Below are 24141 nucleotides of genomic sequence, written 5' to 3' on the forward strand. Positions count from 1 at the left end.
TTCGGCGAATTTGACCAATTAGATCTCTTCCGCCGTCGGCTCGATCACACCGGCGGCTCGCATTTCTTGGGCTTGCTTCCGCAGCGTTTCATAGCGCTGTCGATCCTGCGAGTTGAGTTGGTCCGGTTTAATCTTGGCCAGAACTTGCAGCGCCTGGCCGGGACGCGAGTCGGTTTCGATCAACACATGCGCGATGCGTAAGCGAACGGCGAACTGGCGACTCCCGCCGCGGCGAACGTATTCAATCATCGCCGGCAGCGCGTCAGCGCTGCGCTTTTGTTTTAGATAGGCTTGGATGATTTCTAGCAGGTCAGCTTCGGGCAGATGCCAGTTGGTGTTTGAGTGGCCAAGCTTTTGGTGCGCACGATACGCCAGGGCGGGATCACCTTGCTCTTGTAGGATTTGGCGAATCTGCTGCAAGCCAAGCTGGGTCGATCGCCGCTGGGCGGAATCTAGACTGGCCGTGTCAATGTCTGCTTTTTGCGGCGCATCGGGGTTGCCAAAGTAGACCGTGAAAAAGTCGTAGTTTTCGCAATCAACCCACTGGCGGCGAACCATCAGAGTGCCGACTCCCAGGCCAATCACGGCGCCAAACAGATGGAAGCTGCTGCTGATCAGGCCTCCTTCGTCTGGCGAGGAGGTGAAGTATGTCACGAACAGCTCTATGACAATGCTAAAGGCGCAGTAAACCGAAATCGGCAGCGCGAACTCAAGCGGGCGAAATCCAAGGATTAAGAAGCAGTTTACTTCGTTGATCGGCGCCCAAATCAGCGCGATCGCGATCAGGCCAAAGATGATCCCCGTCGCTCCCAGCGAATAACTGGACGTTTCTAGAAACAAAAAGAGAAACTGTCCGATTGCCGAGAGAAATACGCCGATCCCGATATACAGCAAGAGGAATTTTTTCCAACCAAGCTTTCCTTCTATCAGCGCCCCAAACGGCCAAAGGATCAGCGTATTGCCCAGCAATTGCCAAAAGTCGGCATGCATAAAGTTGCCGGTCAACCATTGCCAGGGTTTGATTCCGGCGCCGTAATGCAGCGTGCGCCAGTCAAAGTCAGCGGCCGTTACGTTTTCGACCTGGTCTGCGGGCAAATCGCCTAGCAATTCGGTAAATTCTTGCCACTCTTCGTCGCTGATAGCGCCGGCGTCACGAGCTTGTTGGGCTTCGTCCCACATTGCAGCGGCTAGATAGTTTTGATCGGGCACATGCACCGGCCACAGAAAGAAGATCAGGATGTTGACCACGATCAAAGATGTGGTCGCGATCGGCGCATGATATAGAGGAGCGTCCGTGGAATAGGGAATTATCATGCGCGGAAATCGCTCGCTCAAAAATGAAACTACGTTCTAGGTAGCATAAGAGCGATTGCAGCCCGAATCAAACCGATGCGGTCCGGCGAAGTTCGCTATTTAGGGATAGACTAAAAAGCTGATGGCCAGAACCAGCATCAAGATGCCGATCGCCGCCACCACGCTGCGCGAAGTTTGTCGTCCCCACCGCTGTTCGACCCAGGCGACTTTGCGCAGCGCAAACGCATCGTCATGATTGGCCCAAGCCGCCCAAATGGCGCTGACGCCGATCGTCGCCGCAATCGCAAACATCACCGGACTTGGCTGCAACGGCATGACATTTCCCCTGGTTTCGCTACTCTGCTTGCGCCCAGTCACGGCTGCGTCCAACCGCACGGAGCCACTGACCATACAAATGCTTGACTTGGGCTGCTTCAGCGTTGGGAGTAAACTCGCGACCAAGCAGCCAGTTTCGTTTCAATGCCGCCAGATCCTCCCAGTAGCCGACTGCTAGGCCGGCAAGATAGGCTGCGCCCAAAGCGGTGGTTTCAAAAACTTCAGGGCGGCGGACTTTTGTACCCAGGAGATCGGCCTGAAATTGCATTAGTTCATCGTTAACCGCGGCGCCGCCATCGACTTGCAGTTGCGCAAGCGGCACGCCAGCGTCACGCTGCATCGCTTCGACAAGATCTCGCGTCTGATAGGCCATCGACTCTAGCGCTGCTCTGGCGATGTGGCCGGCGGTCGTGCCGCGAGTTAAACCCAAGATCGCGCCGCGCGCATTGGGGTCCCAGTACGGAGCGCCCAAGCCGACAAATGCCGGCACAAAGTAGACGCCGCCGTTATCGGCAACCGACGAAGCCAACGGCTCGATCGCAGTGGATGTTTCGATAATCCCCAGCCCATCGCGCAACCATTGCACGACGGCTCCGGCGACAAATACCGAACCTTCTAGGCAGTAGGTGGTTTGATCGCCGATTTTCCAACCGACGGTCGACAATAAATTGTTGTCGGACGCTACCGGTTTCTGACCGACGTTCATCAGCAAAAACGCGCCGGTGCCGTAAGTGTTTTTCGCGCTGCCGGCGTCAAAGCAGGTCTGCCCAAACGTGGCGGCCTGTTGATCGCCAGCGATGCCGGCGATTGGGATTTCGCGTCCCAACAGTGACGCATCGGTCATGCCGTAAACTTCGCTCGAACTACGAATCTCAGGCAAGATTGCAGCGGGAATTTTTAAGATTTCCAGCAAATCTGGATCCCAATCCAGCGTGTGCAGGTTCATCAGCATCGTGCGACTCGCGTTGCTGACGTCGGTAATATGCAGCTTGCCGCCAGTCATCCGCCAAAGAAGGAACGAGTCGACGGTTCCAAAGCACAGCTCTCCTGCTTCGGCGCGACGGCGGAGCGAGGGTTCGGAGTCGAGCAGATACTGGATTTTGGTGCCGGAGAAGTAAGGATCGATAATCAGTCCTGATTTGTCGCGGATGGTCGCCCCATATCCGTCATGCGCTAGTTGATGGCAAATTGGCGTGGTGATGCGACTTTGCCAGACAATCGCATTGGCGACCGGCTTGCCGGTAGCGCGCTCCCACAGCAAGGTTGTTTCGCGTTGATTGGTGACGCCGATTGCGGCGATTTGCTCAATTTCAATCTCCGCAGCGACGATCGCGGCTTTGGCGGTTGCGAGCTGGGTGCTCCAGATCTCTTCAGGGTCATGTTCGACATGTCCCGGCGAGGGAAGAATCTGGCGAAACTCTTGCTGATTCTGACCAATCACTTTGCCATGATGATCAAAGACGATCGAACGGCTCGAGGTGGTGCCTTGATCGAAGGCGAGGATGTATTGCTGCACAGGGGTATCTCGGTCGGGGCGTTAGGATACTCGTTTGCCGAAACGTTTTTGGAGGCGAACGACGTAGTGATCCACCTCGTCATGAATCTGCGATTGTTCAAGCCAGCCGGCTGTCGCCAAAAGCTCGCCCAGCGTCTGCAAGCATTGACGAGACAAATTCGGATCGAAGACCAGCATGAGTCTGCGTTCGACCAAGTCGGCGAGCGTTTTGGCAGACAGATGCTCAATCACGTAAGCCGCCTGAGCAACCGGAAGATTCACGTCAGGAAGCAATTTGCCGTCGACCGGCGTTTCACCAAAATAGGGTGCAGGCAAACGGCGGTCGCGGGAGTTGCGGATAACATTCTGACCCAAGTCGGGTAGTACGACTTTAACGGTATCTTCGGCCAGCGAGCGACAGGTCGTCAGCTTGCCGCCGATGATTGAATAGAGCGGAAATGGCGCGCCGTCGTGACGGTGCACGAGATGGCTGCGCGTAATCGAGGAGGTCGAGCCTTGCCCGACTGCCGGCAGCGGTCGAACGCCGCAGTAATGTTGCTGTACGTCATCCCGCGTGAAGCCGACATCAGGAAAGATCGTATTGGTCGCTTCGATCAAATAATCAATCTCTTGATCATCAGCGACTGCTTCGGCCGGATCGCCGTCATAGCGAATGTCGGTCGTGCCGATCAAACAGGCGTTGTTCCAAGGGAGAATAAAGATGGGGCGCCCGTCGGATGCTTCGGCATAGACGCCGCGAGGCCCCAAGGCCTTCCGCAAATCGGGGCAACGCGAGATCAGATGGCTTCCCTTGGTGCCGCCGATTAACTTGTGCGAAGGGACATTCAGCCCGGCCAATGCGGCGTCGACCCATGGTCCGGCGGCGTTGATTACCGCGGCCGGCGTAATCGCGACTTCATTGCCGGCGGTCGTTTGGTTGGGATGGATCGAAGAAAAGAAAAGAGTCTCGGCTTCGCGGCGGACATGCTGATAGGTTCGCAGAGAAAATGCGCCCCCCTGCTCTTTTGCGGCAGCTTCGGCATCTTGCACCAGCGCCAACACGAACTGCTCAGGAAAGGTGAGCTGTCCGTCAAAGTAACTGAACGCGGTGAAAAATTTCTGCGAGTTCAGGCCTGACTTTGCGAACTGAGCTGAAGTGAGACGACGATGCGCAGGAACGGCTCCGCTGGCGAATCGATCGTAAAGCGTCAAGCCAAGTCGGACGACGAGCGAGCCGCGACCATTTTTGGGAGCAGCGCCAGACTTCAAAAAAAATCGCTGGGCGCCGCTGATCAGCCCTGAGAAACGATTGCCAACTGGGATCGCTAATTCCAGCGGCTGGACCAACTCTGGCGCCAGACGCAAAAGTCGATCACGTTCGGCTAATGATTCGCGAACCAGCGAGATCTCGGCATATTCCAGATATCGTAAGCCGCCATGGATAAGACGAGACGAATAGCTGGTTGTGCCGCCGGCCAGATCCTCGGCGTCGACCAGCAAGACTTCGGCGCCTTGCAAGCTTAATTCGCGGGCGATCGCGGCGCCATTGATACCGGCGCCCAGCACCACGATTGGTCCGACTTTGAAGCGATCCATCGCCATTGCATCTCCACGTCGTGGGGCGGGTTAATTTTCTTCGAGCTGACGTTCCAGGTAGCCAACCTGGCTACGGACGACATCCAGGTTAGGATTCAATCGAAGCGCTCTACGGAAGTTTTCCAGGGCCAATATGATTTCCCCCTGGTGAAGATTGCATTGGGCCAAGCAGATCGCCGCCGGAAAATGGTACGGGTTGATTTCGAGAGCCTGGTGGTTGTCTCGAGCGGCAAGTTCCCAGACCTGACGGCGGAAATAGGCTTCTCCCCGAAAGTAGTGCGCTTCGGCATACCAAGGAGCATGGTGAATCAGCGTGGTCGCGTCAATCACAGCGTCATGCCAAGAGGTCGCACGCAAGTGTCCGGCGACTCGCTCTAGCTGGCGGCGTTGGAGAGTAGAACCGGCGCGCACCCACAGGTTACGAATGCCATTTTCGGCAATCAGCCGAACGCCGCGGTCGATGTCATTCAAGGCGCGACCCACCGTGGCGTTCGCGGAGAAATCGGCCAAAAAACAGAGCGATAGCAGCGCGGCGCGGCGCACCTCGGGAGAGGTGTTTTCGGCTAGACGCTCTAGGGTGCCGATCTGGTACTGATTGGCGACATCCCGAATAAATACGGCGGTGTTTTCTCGCTGCAAATACTGGCGATAGGCCTTCAATAAGACGGGCGCACGTTCCGGTTGGTCAGTCACAGGGGGATTACCATCAACAGGATAGCGGCGAGGGGAGACTTGACGCGCTCGCCGAACAAGATTCGAGTGTAATTGGGCGAACGCTAAACGGCAAACTGTTCTCCCAGGAACGTCGCCAGACGATTGGAGCAGAAAATGATGGACTTCCGGCAGTTATTTTGCCTACCTCTCATGGCTGGGCTGCTCGTATCCTGCGTTTCCGCCGCCCCGTGGAAGACCGGCGTTGCGTTTGAGAAGCAGCTAGAAGCCGAGGTGGATCTGAATTGGGAAGACGTTCCGCTACGCCGAGCGCTCGATCAAATGTCTAAATCGCAAGAAATAGCCATTTTTCTCGATCGTCGCGTCGATCCCGATCAAACCATTTCGATTAACGCTGCCGCGACCCCGTTGGGAGTGGTCGTGCAGTTATTGGCCCGCAAGGCTGGCGCCGGCAGTTGCTATGTGGGATCGGTCGTTTATATCGGTCCTACCGATACGGCCGATAATCTGGCGACAATCGCGGCGGTTCAGGCCGACTTTGCCCGCCAATCGCGGGATCCGGCGGTTCATGAATTGTTTGAAGCGGACACTCTTGCTTGGCCCGAACTGGCCGAGCCGCGTACGTTGCTGACGAATCTGGCGAAAACGCACAAGCTGACTTTCAGCAATTTGGAAATGGCCGTGCCGCACGATTTGTGGAGGGCCGGCGAGTTTCCCAAGCAGTCAACAGCCGAATCGCTGACCTTGTTGCTGGCCGGTTTCGGCGCGACCTATCGCTTTGCAAAAGATGCTACGGGCAAGCCGCAATTGCAGTTGACTCCGCTTCCCGAAAATCCGCAGCTTACGCGGCGTTTTCCGTTTCGCGGCGATATTGAGGAAGCGGCAAAAAAAATCCACGCCATTGCTCCAGAGCTCGCGATCGAGAAGCAAACCGGGGGACTCACGGTGACTGGCCGATTTGAAGAGGTCGATCTGGCCGGCAGGATGTTGCGCGGGGAGACGGTTCGGCGCACCAGCGTAACCCCAGGCCAAAAGGTCTATACGCTGACAGTGAAAGATCAGCCGTTTGGCGCGGTGTTAAGCAGCTTAGAAAAATCACTCTCGCTGAATGTTACGACGGCGGACGATGCCCAAGCGGCATTGCAACAGCGCGTCTCGTTCTCGGTCGAGAACGCCAGTTTGGTGGAATTGCTGCAAGCTGCGATTGCCGAGACGCCGTTGCGTTTTGAGCTGCAAGACAAACAGCTAACGATTACGCGGAACAACAAATAAAAACGCCCGAACGTCGTCTGGCGACGTAATCGGGCGGCGGATCAGCAAGCAAGCATCGGCTTAGCAGCCGTGCTTTTCTAATTTTTCGCGGAGCGTATCAGCCGTGAAAGGTTTCACGAGATAGTCGGAAACGCCGGCTTGAATCGCTTCTAAAACTCGCGTTTTTTCGGCTTCGGTCGTGACCATCATGATCTTGACGTCTTTGTCGATCTTGCGAATTTCCTGAACGACTTCAAGGCCGTTCTTGCCCGGCATGTTCCAGTCGGTCAAAACCAGATCGAAATCGCCCGGCTTGAAAATCTTCAACGCTTCGTCGCCATCCGCCGCTTCGGTCGCGTTAGGTACGCCTACCGCTTGAAGTGAGCGGAGAATGATTTTACGCATCGTGCTTGAGTCGTCAGCGACAAGAACTCGAGTAGACATAGATCTGGTGACTCCTGAGTCTCAACCCGTGAATTGTGTATTAGAACGGGTGCGTTTTCAGGCACTCGTCTCAGTCCACCTACCTTGGACTACCGAACGATAGGTCGCGCCGACAGCACGTCAAGCGACGCGGAGCCGAGAAGCCGGAAAATGAGGTTTTTTTGCAGGTCCGTGGCGCAATGGCCGTAATTGGTATTTCCGGCGTCATCGGGCGAGAAAAGTCCGGTTGTGACGATTGCCTAGCATGGGCCAACGGGGGAATACGAAAGCTGGGAAAAGTATTTGTCTTGGCTAATTTGTAGCGAGTCCTAAAGCCGAATCCTTCAACGAACGGGTTGCCTTCAGGGGCAATACGAAGGGAGCGAGCGCGGCCGATGATTCAAGTCGAGCAAGTGGCGATCGCTTCAGGGCTAGTTTTCAACAACATGCAAGGAAACGAATCTTGTCCGCCACGATTCAAGACATCAGCTCGGAACGTATTACGAGCGGAGCACGCGGCGAAAGCGCCAACTCGATTCAGTTGGTTAGCTTCCGTCTGGCTCAAGAAGAATACGGAATCGCGATTACCCGCGTTCAAGAAATCATTCTAATGGGCGAGATCACGCGGGTTCCGCAAACGCCTGATTTCATCAAAGGCTTGATCAATCTTCGAAATACGGTCATTCCGATTGTTGATCTACGACGACGATTTGGGTTGCCAGAAGAAAAGTGCAGCGACGAAACTCGCATCATGGTGATGAACGTCGGCGGAAAGACGATTGGAATCATCGTCGACGCGGTGAGTGAAGTTTTACGCATCTCAAATGATCAAATTGCTCCGCCTCCGCCGACGGTGGCCGGTTTGGGCCGAGACTATCTGACCGGCCTGGTCAAACTTGATAAACGGCTTCTAATTTTGCTGGATATGGACAAGATCCTGACCAGCAGCGAAAGCGTAATTGTCGACTCGATTTAGTTCTGCGATTTGCGTTCTGCCGCCGTAGCGCAAGTGTTGAAAAATTTGGTTTGAACGACGAAGGTCCGCCAAGCCTAAATGCAAGTTGAAATCCAACGCACACAACCGAATCGCACAAGAGAGCAATCGTGATGGCAGCTACGAATCCTCGCAATAAATCCAACGTCAACAAACCAGTCGCCGGAGAGCAACTTCAGCGTGAACTGGCTCTTGCGAAGGCGGTGAGCGACAATTCTCCGATCAATATCCTGGTCGCCAATCGAGACTTGGTAATTACCTACGCGAACGCCGCCAGTATTCATACGCTGAAGCAGTTGCGTAATTTTCTGCCGATTGCTCCTGAGCAAATTGTTGGTCAGTCGATTGATATCTTCTATGAAAACCCGGCGCAACAGCGACGTTTGTTGGCCGACCCGAAAAATTTGCCGCATCGCACCACCATTCAAGCGGGCGACCAATTCGTCGATTTGCTGGTCAGTGCGACGTTTGATTCGGCCGGCGAATACCTGGGTCCGATGGTGACTTGGGAAGTCATCACCGAAAAGCGGAAACTAACGCAATCGGCAGCTGAAATGACCTCGATGGTCGAAAACGCGCCGATCAATATCATGTTGGCCAACCGCGACTTTGAGATTACTTATCTCAACCCGGCCAGCATTCGCACGCTGAAGACGCTTGAGAAGTTCTTGCCGTGCAAAGTGGCTGACTTAGTCGGTCAAAAGATCGATATCTTTCATAAAGATCCGTCTTACCAACGCAACATCCTGAAAGACGCAGGTAATCTGCCGCGGAATGCAATCATCGAAGTTGGCGGTGAAAAACTTGACCTGTTGGTTAGCCCGACCTTTGACGTCGATGGAAAGTACTCCGGCGCCATGGTGACCTGGAGTGTTGTGACCGAAAAACTAAGGATGGAAAAAGCGGCGGCCGAGAAGACGGCGATTATTGAAAATGCGCCGATCAACCTTATGCTTGCCGATCGCAACGGCTTGATTACTTATATCAATCCGGCCTTAGAACGAACCTTGCGTTCCATCGCGTCGGTGCTGCCGATTCCAGTCGAGAAGATTGTTGGATCTTCCTACGATATATTCCACGCCAACCCCAGCAAGCAGCGTCAACTGCTGGCCGATCCGAAAAATCTGCCGCTCAAGACGAAGTTTGAGATCCGCGGACAATGGTTCTCTCTAGAAGCAGTCGCCATCTTTGATAACCAAGGGGAATACATCGGTCCGATGGTCTCTTGGGAATTGATCACGGATCGCATCCATGCCGAGAAGGCGGAGCAAGACCGCAAATTGCGCGACGGAGAAGAGCGAGAAATTCTGAAGTCGAAGGTTGAGAGTCTGCTGAGTGTGGTGGAAGCCGCCGCTCAGGGAGATTTGACCCGAGACGTGACCGTCGAAGGTGACGACGCGATCGGCACCTTGGCGGGCGGCTTGAAGAAAATGGTTATCGATCTTCGTGACGTGATCGGTCGAGTTATCGAGAGCGGCTGCCAGTTTGCCGAAGGGGCGGCATTGATTGCGGAAAACTCGCAACAGATGGCTCACGGCGCCCAGACGCAAAGTGCGTCAGTAGAAGAGATGAGCGCGTCCATTGAAGAGCTGACTCGCTCTATCGAAGCGGTCAGAGAAAACGCAAGCGAAGCAAACCAAGTCGCTGTTGACACCAGTCGGATGGCGGAAGAAGGTGGCCAAGCGGTGCAGAAGTCGGTGGAAGCGATGGAGCTGATCAAGAACTCTTCAGAGCAGATCAGCGAAATCATCCAGGTGATTTCAGAAATCGCCAGCCAAACGAATCTGCTGGCTTTGAACGCCGCGATTGAAGCGGCTCGTGCGGGCGAACATGGTCTGGGATTCGCCGTGGTCGCAGACGAAGTCCGCAAATTGGCGGAACGTTCAAGCGAAGCGGCCAAAGAGATATCGTCGCTCATCAAAGAGTCGACGCAACGCGTTCAAGATGGCGCCAAGCAAAGTGAACAGACCGGCGCATCGCTTGAGCGGATCATTCACGGGGTCGGTGCGACCGCCGCGAAGATCGCCGAGATTGCAACTGCTACCGTAGAACAGGCTCAAAACGCCAACGAAGTCGCTAATGCGATTCAATCGATATCGCAGGTGACCGAGCAGAACGCCGCCGCTTCGGAAGAAATGGCGTCGAGCAGCGAAGAGTTGGGCGCACAGGCCGAGACGTTGCGACATTTGGTTTCCCGGTTCCGAACGGAGTAAGGGTTGCCTGTGGTTTGCGACGCTCCTCTCAAACGTGTAGAGAGGAGCAGCGAGTAAGCGAAGGCGTCGCACGGGCGGCGTCTGGGGCGACGATGAAAGCAACGTGACTATGACCACTAAAGCTGGCTATGAATTGGTGACCGATTCTGAATTGAAGCGGTATGCCAAATTGATCTACGATGTTGCAGGAGTGGAAATCTCGCTGCAAAAAAAACAACTGCTCTCGAACCGAGTTCGACGCCGGTTGAAAGTCACCGGAATTGAGTCGTTTGAAGCGTATTACAACAAGTTGGTTTCCCTGCCGGTTACCGATGAGGAGTGGGATCACTTCCTCCAAGAGGTGACAACGCACGAGACCTATCTGTTTCGCGATGACAGTAACTGGAATTGGTTTCGGAATGAATATCTGCCGGGACTTGTTGCAGATGCACGTTTGGGAAAACGAACCAAAAGTCTGCGCGTTTGGTCGGCTGCGTGCAGTACCGGTGACGAAGCTTGCACCGTCGCATGTTGCGCCGCCGAGGCTTTCGCCGCCCACGGTAACTGGGACGTCAAAATTATCGGTACCGACATCGGCGTAGGTGCGGTACGTGAAGCGAACGCCGCGCTCTTCAACGAACGAGCGATGCGACTGACGCCTGTTGCGATGAAGAAAAAATTATTTGATGAGGTCAACGGCGAAAAAATTTGGACGCCGAAACCGCAACTGAAGAAGATGATGTCGTTCCGCCAACATAACTTGTTGGATCCGCTAAAAGAACGCGCCTTTGACATCGTGATATTGAAGAACGTGTTGATTTATTTCAATACCGAATCGAAGCGACGCGTGCTAGAAAACATCCGCCGCGTCATGCAGCCTGGCTCGCTGCTGGTGCTGGGAGCCGCCGAAGGAGTTAGCGATCTGCTCAACGGCTATGAACGTATTCGTCCCTGGTTGTATCAATACCAGAAATCGGCCAGTCCAGTTGGCGGAAAGGCTGGTTCCTAATGACCAACAATGGCCGTGACGAGTTTTTTGATAATTTGCTGAGCGACTTTCTTGATGAGTCGTCGCAGCTGATTGATCGTCTGAATGACAACTTGCTTGAGCTGGACGAATGGGCGAAGCAAGCTGCCGAAGATAACTCCGCCATTTTGGATGCAGAGCTAGTGAACGACATGTTTCGTTCCGCTCACAGCGTCAAAGGTTTGTCGGCGATGCTGGGTCTGCCGAGCATTAATTGCTTGACGCATAATGTGGAGAACATTTTTGACGCCGCGCGCAAAGACGAATTGAAAGTCACCTCACATGTCGTCGAGATCGTCTTTAAATCGGTCGATCTGCTGGCCGCAATGTTGAACGAATTGCGTGACAATGCTTCGGACGATGTCCCCTGCGAAGAGATGATCGAACAGATCAAAGCGGTCCTCAATCAGGCAGGTTGTGCTCGTGAACAAACCTCGCAAGCCGATGCAGAAGCCTTTTTGGCGGCGGAGGAAGTCGTCAGTGAGCCCACTTCCGCCGAACTGTTCGAACTAGCCGCTGCAGCAGTGCGGGCAGAAGTTACCGCGATGTTCATCGGGGTTACGGACGAAACCGAAGTTCCCGCGAAATACGTTTCGATCTTCATCGACGAAACCGAGATGGCGGTGGATGAACTGAGCGATATTCTTGTTTCGATCGACAGCGAAGTTGCAGAAGCGGTGACAAAAACATTGCTGGTGACCTCGCACCGGATCAAAGGGTCGGCCGCTTCGATTGGCCTCAATCGTCCGGCCCGACTCGCCCATGTGATGGAAGATATCCTGCAGGAAATCCGCGAGAACGGAGAAGTCGTTTCCGGAGAACTAGCCGATGCGCTGCTGCCGTGCATCGATGGGCTGCGGATTTATGTCCAACAGCTCAAGGATGGATCCGAGAGAACGGACAACTTTGAAAACCTGACAATCGATCTGCTGTTGGCCTGGAGAGGTCGAGATCACGCGCCCCCCCATTTTGAAGCGCCTCCGGTTCATCCTCCCCTTCCAATGCCCAGCAGCGTCATTGTGTCGCCGTCAACTGCGGCAACGCAGCCAGAGGACGACGAGGACGCACTTACGATCGATCTGACCTTCGATCAAAAGTTGCCGCTCTCGACGCTGAAGGCGCAGTTGCTGCTAGAAAAACTAAGCCGCGTCGGCGATATCCATCGTAGCGTTCCAAGCTATGAAGAGCTGGATCACTTGGAGTCTGTCAGCCAGTTGAAGATCTGCGTTTCGTCTGACGAATCGGTCGAATCGCTCTATTCGCTCGTCGACGTTTCTGGCGTCGTATCGGCGAAGATCATCACCAAAGATGAATCTGCGAAGCCGAACGGATTTCCTGCCGCTCCCATTGCGACAACAACTACGCTCGAGCCGATGGTTGAGCCGGCTGTTGAGAAAACTGTCGCGCAACTTGCGGAGAAAGCGGCATCCAAGCTTGATTCGCCAAAGCCAACCGCCGCGCCGGTGATGACGACGGCTGCAAAACCTATCGTCCCAACTCCGGCGGCCATGCCGGCGGCCAAGCCAGCGACAGACGTTGCGGCGCGACAAAAAGTAGGTGAAGCATCCGCCAAACCGGCAGAGACGCTGCGTGTGGATATCGAGCGCCTTGATCAATTGATGAATTTAGCAGGCCAGCTGGTGATCAATCGAGCTCGATTCGAGCAATTAACCGACGGCTTACGACAGGCTTTGCCTCACAAAACAGCCCAGCACAAAATGAACAAAGCTTGCGGCGTAAGCAGCAAGTTGTTGCAAATGGTCGACAATATCGACGAATTCTCGAGCAAGGGGCAAGCAGAGTGGAATGCGGTCAAATCTCATATCCGAATGCTGCATGCCGATCTTGAATCGATCTCTCGCGAAACGGCTCGCTACCAAGCGATCCGAAATCGATCGAATGAACTTCACGAAGCAGTTCATCAATTAGAACGCGTATCGGCAGGCATTCAAAAGTGCGTGATGGACACCCGGATGGTTCCGATTGGTCCGTTGTTTGGACGATTTAAACGCGTTGTCCGCGACGTATCACGCACCAACGGTAAAGATATTAGGCTTGATATCTCCGGTGAAAAAACGGAGCTCGATAAGCGAATGATTGATGAGCTGGGTGATCCGTTGATCCATATGGTGCGAAACTCGGCCGATCATGGAATCGAGTCGCCAGAGGTCCGCGTGGCTCATGGGAAATCGCCGCAAGGCACGATCAAACTAAACGCGTTGCATCGTGGCAATAGCATCATCATTCAGGTAACCGACGACGGCAAAGGGTTAGACCCGACGTTGATCCTCCGCAAAGCGATTGATAAAGGAATTATCGATCCGGCGGATGCCGAAAAAATGAGCAATCAGCAGATCTTTCAATTGATCTGGGAGCCCGGCTTTAGCACCGCAGAGAAAGTTACGGAGATCTCGGGACGTGGAATGGGGATGGATATCGTCCGCTCCAAGATTGAGAACGTCAACGGCGTTGTCGAAGTCGACAGTACGCCGGGCAAAGGAGCCACATTCACGATTAAACTGCCGCTGACGATGGCGATCTTGCCGAGTCTGATGACGCGGATCAACGGTGAAACATTCGCTTTGCCGATTGAATCGATTAATGAAATAGTCCGCGTGCCGCGTGCAGAATTTGGCACCGTACAAGGCGTATTGACCGCTACGATTCGGGGGCGAGTCGTCTCGGTGGTTCGCCTGGAAGAGCTGTTTGACGGCACAGGACCATCCGCAACCGATACGATTGACGCAACCGGTGCAACCATCGTCGTAATCAGTCAGGAAGGTCGAGAATTAGGTCTCGCCGTCGACGACTTGCTCGGAGAAGAAGATATCGTTGTGAAGTCAATGGCCGAAAACTACGAGAATGTGGTAGGCCTTTCCGGCGCCTGCATTCGAGGTGATGGTCGCGTGGCGTTGATTTTGGATCCTTCAGCCATGATCGACGCGGCGTCGCAGCGCCGTAGTTCGCTGGTCAGCACGAAATAAGGGGGGCAGATGTCAGATCATCACATGGGTAATGTGCATCTCGAGGTATTGAAGCAGCTCTTAGGGGCCGCTACGCATGAAGCTTCCGCGGCGATGTGTCGCTGGACCAACGGCCTGATCACCATGTCGCTGGACGAAGTGCGTGAAATTTCGCTGGAAGAGGTCTCTGTCGAATATGATTTCGGCCTGGAATTATTGACCATGGTCGTCTTGACGCTCAACGGCGAAATCGGCGGATCGATGATCCTCTGTTTCGACGAAGAGAATGGACGCGAACTGGCCGCGACGCTGCTTAGTAAGAAACAGCCAGGATCCGGCCAGTGGTCTGCCCTAGAGCGTTCGGCGTTGTGCGAGACTGGCAATATTCTCGGCTGCGCTTACTTGAATGCTTTGACGCGACTTATGTCAGTCGAGCTGGTTCCTTCGCCTCCCTATTTTTTGCAAGACTACGGCGCCAGCGTGTTAGAACAGGCGTTGATGGAGCAAGCGGAACTCGACGATCAAGTCATGATTTGTCGAACCCGCTTTAGTCGCGGCGACCAAGAATTGAATTGGAACGTGTTTTTTGTTCCCAACAATCAAATGCGTCGAATGATGGAAGACGCATTACACATCGACGCTTAGGTATCCATCTTCCTGCGTAAGCAGTTTGGGCAGAATCGACAAAATGCATGGTCACCATAACACAACATAATGTAGGGCTCGGCCAAATCCTGGTCGCCCGCAACGATGAGGTGCTGACTTCGATTTTAGGATCGTGCATCGGCGTCGTCATCTATGATCCGTCTCGTCGGATCGGGGCATTCGCACATGTCGTCTTGCCGACTTCCGGCGGACGACCTGGCTTGCCTGGACGATTTGCCGATACGGCGATTCCCTCGATGTTGCAACAGTTGCGCGTCGAAGGAGCAAGTTTGCAGCAATTGCGAGCCAAAATCACCGGCGGCGCTTGCATGTTTGGAGCCAGTCAAATCAATATCGGCGAACGCAATGCAGAGGAAGTTCGTCGACAGTTAAGAGAAAAGCGAATTCCACTTCTCGCCGAGGATGTCGGTGGCGAAAAAGGACGAAAAGTTCATTTCTCACCGCAAACTTCACTGCTAGAAGTCATCATCATGGGCGTTCACACTACCGTCATCTAAAGTAGCGGTTTACCGATCTTAGGATTGATAATATGTCGAAGCGATTATTAGTTACAGACGACGCGATGATCATTCGTGAAATGATCAAAGAGACGGCAATTGCGGCGGGATGGGAAGTTGTCGGCGAAGCGGACAACGGCCATGCGGCGTTGGAAGCGTTTCGCAACTATCGTCCTGATGCGATGACGTTAGACATCGTGATGCCCGAGTACGACGGCATCTACGCTTTAGAAAACATTCGGGCCGAGTTTCCTGACGCTCGCATTTTGATGGTCAGCGCCATCGATCAAACCAGCGTGTTGAAAGATGCGTTGCGCAAAGGAGCGACCGACTTTATCATCAAGCCGTCAAGCCGTTGCAGCGAGCAAAGCGACATCATGCCGGCCGTTCAAGCATTCCTGTTGCGCTGCGAAAAAGAACAGGGGCTCCCCTGTCCGATTGTCGCACCCTGCAAATGCAGCGAATGCCGCGATGTGCGTCACGTTGTGGAGCATTGGAACAACGTCAAAAGTCCGCAAGCAAATGACGAATGTTTAAGCTCAAACGTCGGATAAATAACGCACTGCGTCATTAACGAAACTGCTTGCCAAGTGGAGTTTCGTGCTTTATCCGACAGCGTAAACGAGATCGCTGCGAGTAGAATTCGGCTTGCTGCGAATCGCCCTATTCTGACGCTTTGGGCGTTTTCGGGGGACGGTTGACGATCTTTTCAAGTTCTTCGCGAATCGATTTTTCGATCCGCCCTTTAAACAGCATCGCGGCAAAGGGGAGACTCCCTTTCACGATGACCGCTTCTTCAAGCACGTCCATCGTTCCTTTGATGTCGACTCCCATGGTGCGGAAGGAAAAGACCATGATGTTTCCTTCCCAGGTCTGCTGCATGTCCTTTACTTGGCCTTCAAAGCGGGCTCGCATTTTCTCAAGGACATACTGGACCTTTTCGACGGCCGGTTCTTGACCAAGCGAATGGGGCACTTCGACGTGAAATCCTGCCATTGAATGACTCCTCGTCGACCCGGCGACGCTGAAGAATTGTTCCGAGATGATCCCACTCGACTAACGCCAATACCGACGTTAGAACGAAAAAAAATGGGTTGCTTCTGTATCGTCGAAGGTACGACGATCACTCGGATGCCACAAGGGGAGCCCTTTTTCAAGACGAGCAGCCAGAATGTCTAACTTTTCGGAAGTGCCAGGTAGGGCGTTGGTTGAATCGAACGAACTCGATTTCATGTCGGTGGGTTCATAATCCCAAATACCCATCTTAATCGCTTCAAGTACGGAGCTTGGCACGATAGAGTCTCCTTCGAAAGGAAATTAACTGGACAGGAGTCGGCGCCTGCCGCGCGACGCGTCAATGTTGACACGCTATCTCGCAAAAACGCCAACGATCCAGCGCGGCCCGCCTTGCCGCCGAATCGAAAGGAACAGTATCAAACGGCGAAAATGAAAAGTCAAGCAAAACGTAACTAGGTCTCGTCAGTTGGCGAGATGTTCGATTCGTTATCCAAGCGATCCATCTTCGTTTTCCATTGATAAACAAGCTGTTGATCAATGGTGCTGGTGCGTATGCCGCGGCACACCGCGCCGCGAATCGCTACTACATCAGCGCCGGCGCCCATTGCGTCGGCTAAATGCGGAAGGGAAAGGGAACCTCCGCAAGCGGCGATTGCTCCGGCGGCGCGAATCTGTTGCGTCGCAGCGGCAAGTTGGTCGATCGACAAAAAATCGAAGAGCGTTCGGCCATCTTTAACATAAGTATCGATCAAAATCGCGGAGGCCGAGATCCGCTTGCTCCAGTGTACCACATCGGTAAGCGGCGGGCATCTCGCTCGTTCTTCATCGGCATAGTAAACCGCAACGCGAGAGCAAGAAAGCGGCACGCGATCATAAGCAGACGAAGCGATGGACATCCAATCGGTACAGTCGGCCAGCTTGGCGAGACCATACTTCACCATGCTCGCCCCCCGAAATAAATCAGGGCTCCACGCGGCGGCATCGTCGCTGATTTCGCCCAGCGCAATGCTGACCGGAACGCGCTGTTCGACAGTTTGAATGATCTTTCGCCATACTTCGGGCTCCGCCGCGCCCAGCGAACCCTTGCTCGGTTCTTTGATGTCGATCCAATCGACACCGCCAGACAGCGCCAGATCGGCTTCTTCAGCGCTGCGTACAGAGACCAATAACTGGGTCATTTCAAGCTTCCCGAGGGGGGCGGTGATTTTTGTGCGGCGACAAGCCACCGATTGAGCTGCAACACCTTGGCTGAGTTGATCGGTTCGCTCCAAGTACCATCTAGCACCACGTATCCATCGCGCCACTCTCCGTATTCAGGAGGCACGTCACGTTGTTTCCACGGATGGGCCCGCTCGGCCAAGCGAATGACTACGGCAACCGACACTCGCGGGCTTGATCCTGGTCGCTCGTATTTGGCGGCGCCAATAAAAAAGCATTCGATCACTTCCAACGGGACGCGAAACGCATCCACCCCGGGAAACCGCAGGACAAGGTGCGCCCGCTCGTAGCGGATTCGCGGAGGTTGCCGCCAGCGGTAGGCGATTCCCATGGAAACGATTGCTGCAGCCAGCAATCCCAGGGCGATTCCTGCGCCAATAGGACCGCGCACCAGCGAGAATAATCCCCCAGAAACGAAGAAAATAGCGGAAAACAAGGCCGCGACCAGGGCCGGGCGTTGATTGGAGGCAAGCCAGAGATGCGGAGGAATGGGACTATTCATGATGGCAGGAAAGTGGCGATGCGCCCGATTGTCGCGACTTTGCTCTAGCGCAAACGGCCTATCATAGAAGGGATACGACGATTCTCCAATAAATTAATGCTTGTTAATCCGGCCTTGGCGATATATTGGCTCCGTGGTAGTTTGTCTCTCGTTGCCAGTGACCTACGTTTGCCTCAATTAGTGTTCACCTGTTTTGCTCCAAACTGGGGGAAATGGCTGACACTTCCCACCGCAAACCATGCAAGTCAATCGCTTTGACATGCATGTCCGAGCCCTTCGGAAGTAGAGCCATGCCTAAAGCAACCAACAATTCTGACCATAGCGAATCAGCTTTCTCTGGAACGGTTATGTCCCACGATTCCCACCCTGAAGGCGGTTCGGATCGACCCGTTTTACTTGCCATCGGCGCCATTCTTGTCGCATTTACATTGGCGACAATGGCCGGCTGGACGCAACCGCAGATCGCGCATGTCGCCGCCGAAGCATCCCATGCCGACGAAGAACACGCGGAAGTCGCGCATGCTGAAGGTGAGCATGCTGCGGACGATCATAGTCACGCACATCCGGAGCCGCACGTTTTAGCGATCGCACCATTCATCCTGCTGCTTGGCGCAATCGCCGTATTTCCACTGATTGGGTTGACGGCTCATTGGTGGGAAAGCAACACCAATCGTTTTCTGGTCGCGATGATTTTAGCCGGCATCACGTTGGTTTATTACTTGGTGCTGTATGTCGAACCGGGATTTGGCGCTGCGTTGTCCCGGCTTGATCATGCGATCTTGAAAGAATACATCCCGTTTATCGTGCTTCTCTTTTCGCTCTACGTCATTTCGGGCGGGATCCGAATCGAAGGGGACATGCAGGCGCATCCGTCGATGAATGCGAAGTTTCTGATTGTCGGCGGATTGTTGGCCAGCTTTATCGGCACCACCGGCGCAGCGATGTTGCTGATTCGCCCCCTGATCGAAACCAACAAAGAACGCAAATACGTCCAACATACTGTCGTGTTTTTCATCTTTGTCGTCTGCAATTGCGGTGGATGTTTGTTACCGATCGGCGATCCACCCTTGTTTTTAGGTTACCTAGAAGGGGTTGATTTCCTGTGGACGATGTATGCTTTGTGGATGCCGTGGTTGATGGTCAATGCGACCTTGATCACGATGTTTTACCTGCTCGATAAGTTCTATTTTTACCGACGCGAAAAGAAATCGGACGTCGTTCGCGACGAAACCGAGATCACTCCACTGCGGATTCGCGGGCTGATGCCGAATGCGTTGCTGCTGGTCGGCGTGATCTTGTCGGTCGCGCTGCTAGACCCGCAAAAGCCGTTCCCCGGCACCGATTGGCATCCGTATATTTACCTGCGAGAAGTTGTGCAGTTGGCCTTGGTCGCCGCTAGCTTGTGGTTGGGATCCAAGGCGGTTCGTACCGAGAATAAGTTCAACTACCATGCGATCGTTGAAGTCGCCGCGTTATTTGTCGGCATCTTCATCTGTATGCAGCCGGCGCTGGAAATCCTCAATCTGCATGGTCCTAACCTGGGGATCGACACTCCGCAAAGGTTTTTCTGGATTACCGGCAGTTTGTCGGCGGTGTTAGACAATGCTCCGACTTACCTAGTCTTCTTCAGGACAGCCGACGCTCAGTTTGGCGGGCAACTGGTTGAATTATTGCACTCGGGCGAAGGAGTCGAAGCTGCCGGGGCTGCACACAAGCTGATGGCGATCAGCTTGGGCGCCGTCTTCATGGGAGCAATGACCTACATCGGCAATGGTCCGAACTTTATGGTTCGTGCGATTGCCGAAGAATCCGGCGTCCGAATGCCCAGCTTTTTTGGATATGTGCTGTTTTACAGTTTGCCCATCCTGCTGCCGGTAATGGTCGTGATGTCGCTAATCTTCCTGCTTTAAGCGGGAATAGTCAGCCAGGCGAAGGGAGACACGCTCCTTTCGCCGCTAGTCGTCCGGCTCTTGACTTAGTACGCTGGAGCAAAGTCCCGACTTTCGCTCTAGCGCCATATAGATGCAGCCGTGAATTACGAATACGTCGAATCCCAAGCTCAGCTTGCCGCTCTTTGCGACCGCCTACGTTCGCAGTCGCACATCTATTTCGACACCGAGTTCGTCTCAGAAGATGTCTATTTGCCCGACTTATGTTTGGTGCAGATCGCGGCCGGAGACATTTTGGCGATCGTCGATCCAAAACGGATAGACGATATGAACGTATTTTGGGATTTGATAGCCGGCGGCGATCATGTCTCGGTTGTCCACTCAGGCCGCGAAGAATTCCTGTTTTGCTATCGTGCGACTGGCAAAGCGCCTGCCAATCTGTTTGATACGCAGATTGCTGGCGGCTTGATTGGGATGGAGTATCCCGCTTCGTTCGGCAATTTGATCCTACGGTTGCTTGACGAAAAGCTCCCAAAGGGAGAAACACGCACCGATTGGCGCGTTCGCCCGCTCAGCTCGCGGCAGATCGAATACGCGCTGAACGACGTCGCTTATTTGGGGCCTGCCGCTCGCGAGTTAGAAAAAGAGTTGGACAAACTCGATCGCACCAGCTGGCTCCAAGAGGAGATGATCTCTTGGCAGGAAGCGCTGATCGAATCGACGCAACGCGCACGCTGGCGAAACGTCTCTGGCACCGGCAGTCTCAGTCGCCGCTCGCTGGCAGTCGTCCGCGAGTTATGGAAGTGGCGTGACAAACGGGCTTCGGCTTCCAATATCCCGGCTCGCCGAATCTTGCGCGATGACTTGATCGCGGAGTTGGCCAAACGCAAATCGTCGAACTTGAAGCAGATTAAAGCGATCCGCGGCATGCAGCGTAGCGACCTCAATCGCTACTTTGAAGAGCTTGCCGAAGCGATTCAAGTGGCGCTCGACTTGGACGAAAACGATTGTCCCTCGTCGCAACCAAGCTGGAACCAAGGCAAACAGTATGGCGTGCTTGGGCAATTTTTGACCGCCGCATTGGGCAGCATTTGTCGTGAAGCGAAGGTCGCCCCCAGTCTGGCCTGCACCGTGCAAGATGTCCGTGATTTGATCGCCTATCACATGGATGGCGCTCCTGAAACACCGTCTCTAGCCCAAGGCTGGCGAGCCGAAGTGATCGGCAAGACGATCGAGAAATTGCTCGACGGATCGCTGGTGGTCCGCGTCGGAGATCCACGAGCGGTCGAGCCGCTCGTGTTTGATCCACGTCACGGCTAAGCGGTAGCTGCTTCGTAGCCCGCTGCGCAAGTTTTGAGGTTGCGCTATTTCGAACCGCTAGGACACTAGCCCGCCAGCGCCAGCGAGGGAATCCGGTCGCTAGTTCAGACCGAGTTGGCATCGCCAAGCGGATTCCCTCGCTGGCGCTGCGGGCTAGTGTGAACGTTTTCGACTTAGTTCCTACCGCGTTTTTCCGTTCTTTCTTCGTGGCTTTACCGCGTTCCATTTTTTTGGGGTCGAATAGCGCAACTTCAAAATGCGCAAGCGAGGGGAAATCGCTCGGCAATTCTAACGTCGCAGGAAGTCGCCAACCGCATTTCCCTCGCTTGCGCAGCGGGCTACGAAGAAAATCCACCGCGAACTCTACAAAAACAGCCCGTTGATTTCTCGACGGGCTGTTGCCTCTTACATCGCTTTCTCGCTTTCACTTAGCGAAAGCGGCTGTACGGCGTTGGCGACAGCGGAGTTGGCTGGGCCGGACGTTGAGCTTCCATCAACGGAGTTTTGAGCGGCGTATTCGACGGTGTGCTCAATGGAGTGTTGAGCGGGGTCGATTGTTGTGGCGCCGCTTTCGACAAGACCCCTTCGCCATAGAACCGAGTCGTTTCTTCGCTGGCAAGTTTCGTGACCGGTTCTCGACAGCGAACCTCAGCGCGGAAGCTATGGCTGCCGGCAGTCAGTGCTTTGGCAGAGACTTTCAGAACCAGGTTCTTCTCTGGACCGAGCGACTGGATCGGGCTGAAGATCACCTGGCCGGCGTCAATGGTCGCCTGACCACCGGAGACCCGCGTCGGTTCGATTCCTTGCGAGAACTGAACGGTCACCTCGATTCCTTCGGCCGCTTTGGTGCCGCGGTTGTCGAGACGGAACTCATAGGTCACTTCTTCTCCCACCGGCGCCGGACCCTTGGGATCGTTGACGTACAGTTTCAGATCGGCGACTGATTCGACCAAAGTCGTGATGTTTTGCGACGCCAGCAAGCCGTCTGAGGATTTGCAATTGGCGATGATCGAGTTATTGCCTCCCACCATCAACGTGCAGTCCAACGTCAACGGACGAGCGGCTTGTGCTTCAAGTGCGCCCAGCGTCCAGACCACCTTGTTGCCCACGGCGTCATACTTGCCGCCGTCTGAGCAGGATTCAAACTTGGCGCCGGTCGGCAAGGTCGCTTCGGCGGTCACTCCGGCCGCCTGAGCGTTGCCGTTGTTGGTGATGTTGAAGACATAGCTGGCCGAGGTCGCGGCATATTTAACCGGTGGGCCACTGGCGACCATTTGCAGGTTCGCACGACGCACTAGGACTGCTTCGGATGCTTCAGAGCGAAGTCCACCGTCGGCGAATGCTGCTGCCGAAATGCTCAGCTCTCCCGCTTGGCGAGCGGCGAACTCAACTTCGATCACTTTCTTTCCGCCCGGCGGAATGTTGCCGATCTGGTCGAACGTGGTCGGGTCTTGTCCCGCTTTGAGCGGCATCAGCGTGATGCCTACGTTTTCGGCGACGCCGCTGCCTGGGTTGGTGATCACAATGCTATAAATTTGGGTTTCGCCAAACAGCACTTCGCTGGGGCCTTGAATCGCCATGTTCAATTGCGGTTCTAGCACGTTGACCGTGGTCGAAGCACTGGCCGCCGAGAACGCGACGTCAACGCCCAGGTCAAAGCCGCGATTGTTACGAGTCGCCAACTCTAGTTGCAGCGTCCCTTCAGAACCGGCCGGCAAGACGGGAATCTGCCAAACGATAAAGTTAGACGCGCCACCCATGGTGTTCGCCTGGGCGGTTCCCATGGCGGCACGCTGGTTGACCAGTTCGACGCCATGCGGCGTTTGGATCTTGATCGTAAGTTCGCGAGCATCGACCTTGCCCAGGTTCTTGGCGACCACCTGAAATAGTCCCGGTTTACCGACGACCATCGACTTTGGACCGGTGGTTTGGACGGCCACCGTCGGTGAGGCGACCATCAGCAGTGAGCCATCCGTCGGACCAGCAGTCATCGCGGCTTGCTCGGGGCTGCCGCTGTTGATTCGCATTGGGTTTGAATCGGTCAGGGCCGGCTCTTGCTGCAGAGGAGCTGGTTGAGCGACTTCGGCAGCGCCTGAGTTCCAACGCGAGATCGGCGCCGGCGATGCCGGCGACTCAGGCAACAAGCTGTTTCCGTCCGATGTGACCGATGCGGCCGGTTCGCTAGCGGCCGGATTGAAGCGTCGCGAGGAGGGTTGCGGCACGCTAGCGGCAGGCGACGCAGATTCGCCCGGCGGTTTGGCGGTCGCAGCAGGAGTGTCGCCCTCTTCCATAGCCGACAAAGCGGCTCGCAAAGCCGATGGTAGACCCGCAGCGCTGGAGGCTCCACCCGGAGCGGCCGTCTCACGGCGTCGACTCGACGGCTTTTCGTCCTCTTCAGCAGCGGTTAATTGTGCGGTAGGCGCCGATTGATCGGTAACCGACATTTCAACAGGGCGTCGAATCGGCAACGCTCCTTCAGGCTGGAATTTTTGCAGCGGCGTGAGCTCTTCTTCTGCTCCGGCCAAGCGAATCGCACCATGCGAATGCCCGTCATCCAGGGCGATTGCATGCACGGCGCCCGGCAAATGGTCTGCAATTCGGCCTGGCTCCGCCGCTCTGCTATCATTCGCAGCGGCTTCTTCGCTGGTAAGATAGTAGACGCAAACGGCCGCGAGGACGCTGAAGCTGACCGTGAGAAGTATGGCTTTTCGGAGCATTGCTGAAACCCAACTGGGGGATTGAAATCGGTGGTCTCACTCGTGGTATCGGTCGCAACGTTGCGAACGGTTT

General features: G+C 54.8%; 21 protein-coding genes. 10 read left to right on the forward strand and 11 right to left on the reverse strand.

Annotated elements, in window-relative coordinates; translation table 11 throughout:
- Positions 1 to 18: 18 nt before the first annotated feature.
- The 5 genes from SH421x_RS11065 to SH421x_RS11085 form a co-directional block, all read right to left on the reverse strand.
- Entirely contained in the window at positions 19 to 1314 is a 1296-nt protein-coding gene (locus SH421x_RS11065; RefSeq protein WP_488855629.1) for a rhomboid family intramembrane serine protease, read from the reverse strand.
- 99 nt (positions 1315 to 1413) lie between these two features.
- Positions 1414 to 1629 carry a hypothetical protein gene (locus SH421x_RS11070; protein ID WP_488855631.1) on the reverse strand — a complete coding sequence of 72 codons (216 nt, stop codon included), beginning with the start codon at positions 1627 to 1629 and terminating at the stop codon, positions 1414 to 1416.
- 19 nt (positions 1630 to 1648) lie between these two features.
- Positions 1649 to 3145 carry a glycerol kinase GlpK gene (gene glpK / locus SH421x_RS11075; protein WP_488855632.1) on the reverse strand — a complete coding sequence of 499 codons (1497 nt, stop codon included), beginning with the start codon at positions 3143 to 3145 and terminating at the stop codon, positions 1649 to 1651.
- Between the two features lie 21 nt (positions 3146 to 3166).
- On the reverse strand, positions 3167 to 4720 hold the full coding sequence (locus SH421x_RS11080; RefSeq protein WP_488855633.1) for a glycerol-3-phosphate dehydrogenase/oxidase: 1554 nt from the start codon (positions 4718 to 4720) through the stop codon (positions 3167 to 3169).
- Between the two features lie 30 nt (positions 4721 to 4750).
- Positions 4751 to 5413: a hypothetical protein gene (locus SH421x_RS11085; protein ID WP_488855635.1), complete on the reverse strand. Its 663-nt coding sequence runs from the start codon at positions 5411 to 5413 to the stop codon at positions 4751 to 4753.
- A gap of 135 nt (positions 5414 to 5548) precedes the next feature.
- On the opposite strand from SH421x_RS11085, the gene SH421x_RS11090 reads away from it, so the two are divergent.
- Complete coding sequence (locus SH421x_RS11090) at positions 5549 to 6664, forward strand: hypothetical protein (protein WP_488855636.1); 1116 nt, start codon at positions 5549 to 5551, stop codon at positions 6662 to 6664.
- A 60-nt stretch (positions 6665 to 6724) separates the two neighbouring features.
- Here the strand turns inward: SH421x_RS11090 and SH421x_RS11095 are convergent, their stop codons facing one another.
- Complete coding sequence (locus tag SH421x_RS11095) at positions 6725 to 7087, reverse strand: response regulator (RefSeq protein WP_081444812.1); 363 nt, start codon at positions 7085 to 7087, stop codon at positions 6725 to 6727.
- Positions 7088 to 7529: 442 nt separating this feature from the next.
- Between SH421x_RS11095 and SH421x_RS11100 the strand changes: the two genes are divergently transcribed.
- From SH421x_RS11100 to SH421x_RS11130, 7 genes are all read left to right on the forward strand, one after another.
- Positions 7530 to 8042 carry a chemotaxis protein CheW gene (locus SH421x_RS11100; RefSeq protein ID WP_488855637.1) on the forward strand — a complete coding sequence of 171 codons (513 nt, stop codon included), beginning with the start codon at positions 7530 to 7532 and terminating at the stop codon, positions 8040 to 8042.
- A gap of 131 nt (positions 8043 to 8173) precedes the next feature.
- Positions 8174 to 10273 carry a methyl-accepting chemotaxis protein gene (locus SH421x_RS11105; protein ID WP_488855639.1) on the forward strand — a complete coding sequence of 700 codons (2100 nt, stop codon included), beginning with the start codon at positions 8174 to 8176 and terminating at the stop codon, positions 10271 to 10273.
- A gap of 109 nt (positions 10274 to 10382) precedes the next feature.
- A complete protein-coding gene (locus tag SH421x_RS11110; RefSeq protein ID WP_488855641.1) occupies positions 10383 to 11261 on the forward strand; it encodes a CheR family methyltransferase in 879 nt (292 codons plus the stop codon).
- A complete protein-coding gene (locus SH421x_RS11115; RefSeq protein WP_488855642.1) occupies positions 11261 to 14263 on the forward strand; it encodes a chemotaxis protein CheA in 3003 nt (1000 codons plus the stop codon). Before SH421x_RS11110 ends, SH421x_RS11115 begins: the two co-directional genes overlap by 1 nt.
- Before the next feature lie 9 nt (positions 14264 to 14272).
- Positions 14273 to 14887: a chemotaxis protein gene (locus tag SH421x_RS11120; RefSeq protein ID WP_488855644.1), complete on the forward strand. Its 615-nt coding sequence runs from the start codon at positions 14273 to 14275 to the stop codon at positions 14885 to 14887.
- 47 nt (positions 14888 to 14934) lie between these two features.
- Positions 14935 to 15405, forward strand: coding sequence for a chemotaxis protein CheD (locus SH421x_RS11125; RefSeq protein WP_488855645.1), 471 nt, complete (start codon positions 14935 to 14937; stop codon positions 15403 to 15405).
- Positions 15406 to 15437: 32 nt separating this feature from the next.
- Positions 15438 to 15959 (forward strand): response regulator, encoded by a 522-nt coding sequence (locus SH421x_RS11130; RefSeq protein ID WP_488855646.1) that lies wholly within the window; start codon positions 15438 to 15440, stop codon positions 15957 to 15959.
- Between the two features lie 109 nt (positions 15960 to 16068).
- Here the strand turns inward: SH421x_RS11130 and SH421x_RS11135 are convergent, their stop codons facing one another.
- The 4 genes from SH421x_RS11135 to SH421x_RS11150 form a co-directional block, all read right to left on the reverse strand.
- A complete protein-coding gene (locus SH421x_RS11135) occupies positions 16069 to 16401 on the reverse strand; it encodes a polyhydroxyalkanoic acid system family protein (RefSeq protein ID WP_488855647.1) in 333 nt (110 codons plus the stop codon).
- A 78-nt stretch (positions 16402 to 16479) separates the two neighbouring features.
- A complete protein-coding gene (locus SH421x_RS11140; protein WP_488855648.1) occupies positions 16480 to 16698 on the reverse strand; it encodes a hypothetical protein in 219 nt (72 codons plus the stop codon).
- Positions 16699 to 16874: 176 nt separating this feature from the next.
- Positions 16875 to 17600 carry a (5-formylfuran-3-yl)methyl phosphate synthase gene (locus SH421x_RS11145; RefSeq protein ID WP_488855650.1) on the reverse strand — a complete coding sequence of 242 codons (726 nt, stop codon included), beginning with the start codon at positions 17598 to 17600 and terminating at the stop codon, positions 16875 to 16877.
- Positions 17597 to 18031: a hypothetical protein gene (locus tag SH421x_RS11150; RefSeq protein ID WP_488855651.1), complete on the reverse strand. Its 435-nt coding sequence runs from the start codon at positions 18029 to 18031 to the stop codon at positions 17597 to 17599. The genes SH421x_RS11145 and SH421x_RS11150 overlap by 4 nt, the downstream gene beginning before the upstream one ends.
- 458 nt (positions 18032 to 18489) lie before the next feature.
- Here SH421x_RS11150 and SH421x_RS11155 point away from each other — a divergent pair, with 458 nt between their 5' ends.
- A complete protein-coding gene (locus SH421x_RS11155; RefSeq protein ID WP_488855652.1) occupies positions 18490 to 20052 on the forward strand; it encodes a sodium:proton antiporter in 1563 nt (520 codons plus the stop codon).
- 120 nt (positions 20053 to 20172) lie between these two features.
- Positions 20173 to 21351 carry a ribonuclease D gene (locus SH421x_RS11160; RefSeq protein WP_488855653.1) on the forward strand — a complete coding sequence of 393 codons (1179 nt, stop codon included), beginning with the start codon at positions 20173 to 20175 and terminating at the stop codon, positions 21349 to 21351.
- 428 nt (positions 21352 to 21779) lie between these two features.
- Here SH421x_RS11160 and SH421x_RS11165 read toward each other — a convergent pair whose 3' ends face one another.
- On the reverse strand, positions 21780 to 24068 hold the full coding sequence (locus SH421x_RS11165) for a COG1361 family protein (RefSeq protein ID WP_488855654.1): 2289 nt from the start codon (positions 24066 to 24068) through the stop codon (positions 21780 to 21782).
- Positions 24069 to 24141: the final 73 nt, after the last annotated feature.

The sequence above is a fragment of the Blastopirellula sp. SH421 genome (genome assembly GCF_057808535.1).

What these genes read in the sequence shown, in the direction of transcription:
- SH421x_RS11165 (WP_488855654.1), bottom strand. Translation starts at nt 24,068, where the DNA reads ATGCTCCGAAAAGCCATACTTCTCACGGTCAGCTTCAGCGTCCTCGCG.
- SH421x_RS11110 (WP_488855641.1), top strand. Translation starts at nt 10,383, where the DNA reads ATGACCACTAAAGCTGGCTATGAATTGGTGACCGATTCTGAATTGAAG.
- SH421x_RS11135 (WP_488855647.1), bottom strand. Translation starts at nt 16,401, where the DNA reads ATGGCAGGATTTCACGTCGAAGTGCCCCATTCGCTTGGTCAAGAACCG.
- SH421x_RS11125 (WP_488855645.1), top strand. Translation starts at nt 14,935, where the DNA reads ATGGTCACCATAACACAACATAATGTAGGGCTCGGCCAAATCCTGGTC.
- SH421x_RS11090 (WP_488855636.1), top strand. Translation starts at nt 5,549, where the DNA reads ATGATGGACTTCCGGCAGTTATTTTGCCTACCTCTCATGGCTGGGCTG.
- SH421x_RS11130 (WP_488855646.1), top strand. Translation starts at nt 15,438, where the DNA reads ATGTCGAAGCGATTATTAGTTACAGACGACGCGATGATCATTCGTGAA.
- SH421x_RS11080 (WP_488855633.1), bottom strand. Translation starts at nt 4,720, where the DNA reads ATGGATCGCTTCAAAGTCGGACCAATCGTGGTGCTGGGCGCCGGTATC.
- SH421x_RS11155 (WP_488855652.1), top strand. Translation starts at nt 18,490, where the DNA reads ATGTCCCACGATTCCCACCCTGAAGGCGGTTCGGATCGACCCGTTTTA.
- SH421x_RS11120 (WP_488855644.1), top strand. Translation starts at nt 14,273, where the DNA reads ATGTCAGATCATCACATGGGTAATGTGCATCTCGAGGTATTGAAGCAG.
- SH421x_RS11070 (WP_488855631.1), bottom strand. Translation starts at nt 1,629, where the DNA reads ATGCCGTTGCAGCCAAGTCCGGTGATGTTTGCGATTGCGGCGACGATC.
- SH421x_RS11115 (WP_488855642.1), top strand. Translation starts at nt 11,261, where the DNA reads ATGACCAACAATGGCCGTGACGAGTTTTTTGATAATTTGCTGAGCGAC.
- SH421x_RS11065 (WP_488855629.1), bottom strand. Translation starts at nt 1,314, where the DNA reads ATGATAATTCCCTATTCCACGGACGCTCCTCTATATCATGCGCCGATC.
- SH421x_RS11105 (WP_488855639.1), top strand. Translation starts at nt 8,174, where the DNA reads ATGGCAGCTACGAATCCTCGCAATAAATCCAACGTCAACAAACCAGTC.
- SH421x_RS11145 (WP_488855650.1), bottom strand. Translation starts at nt 17,600, where the DNA reads ATGACCCAGTTATTGGTCTCTGTACGCAGCGCTGAAGAAGCCGATCTG.
- SH421x_RS11095 (WP_081444812.1), bottom strand. Translation starts at nt 7,087, where the DNA reads ATGTCTACTCGAGTTCTTGTCGCTGACGACTCAAGCACGATGCGTAAA.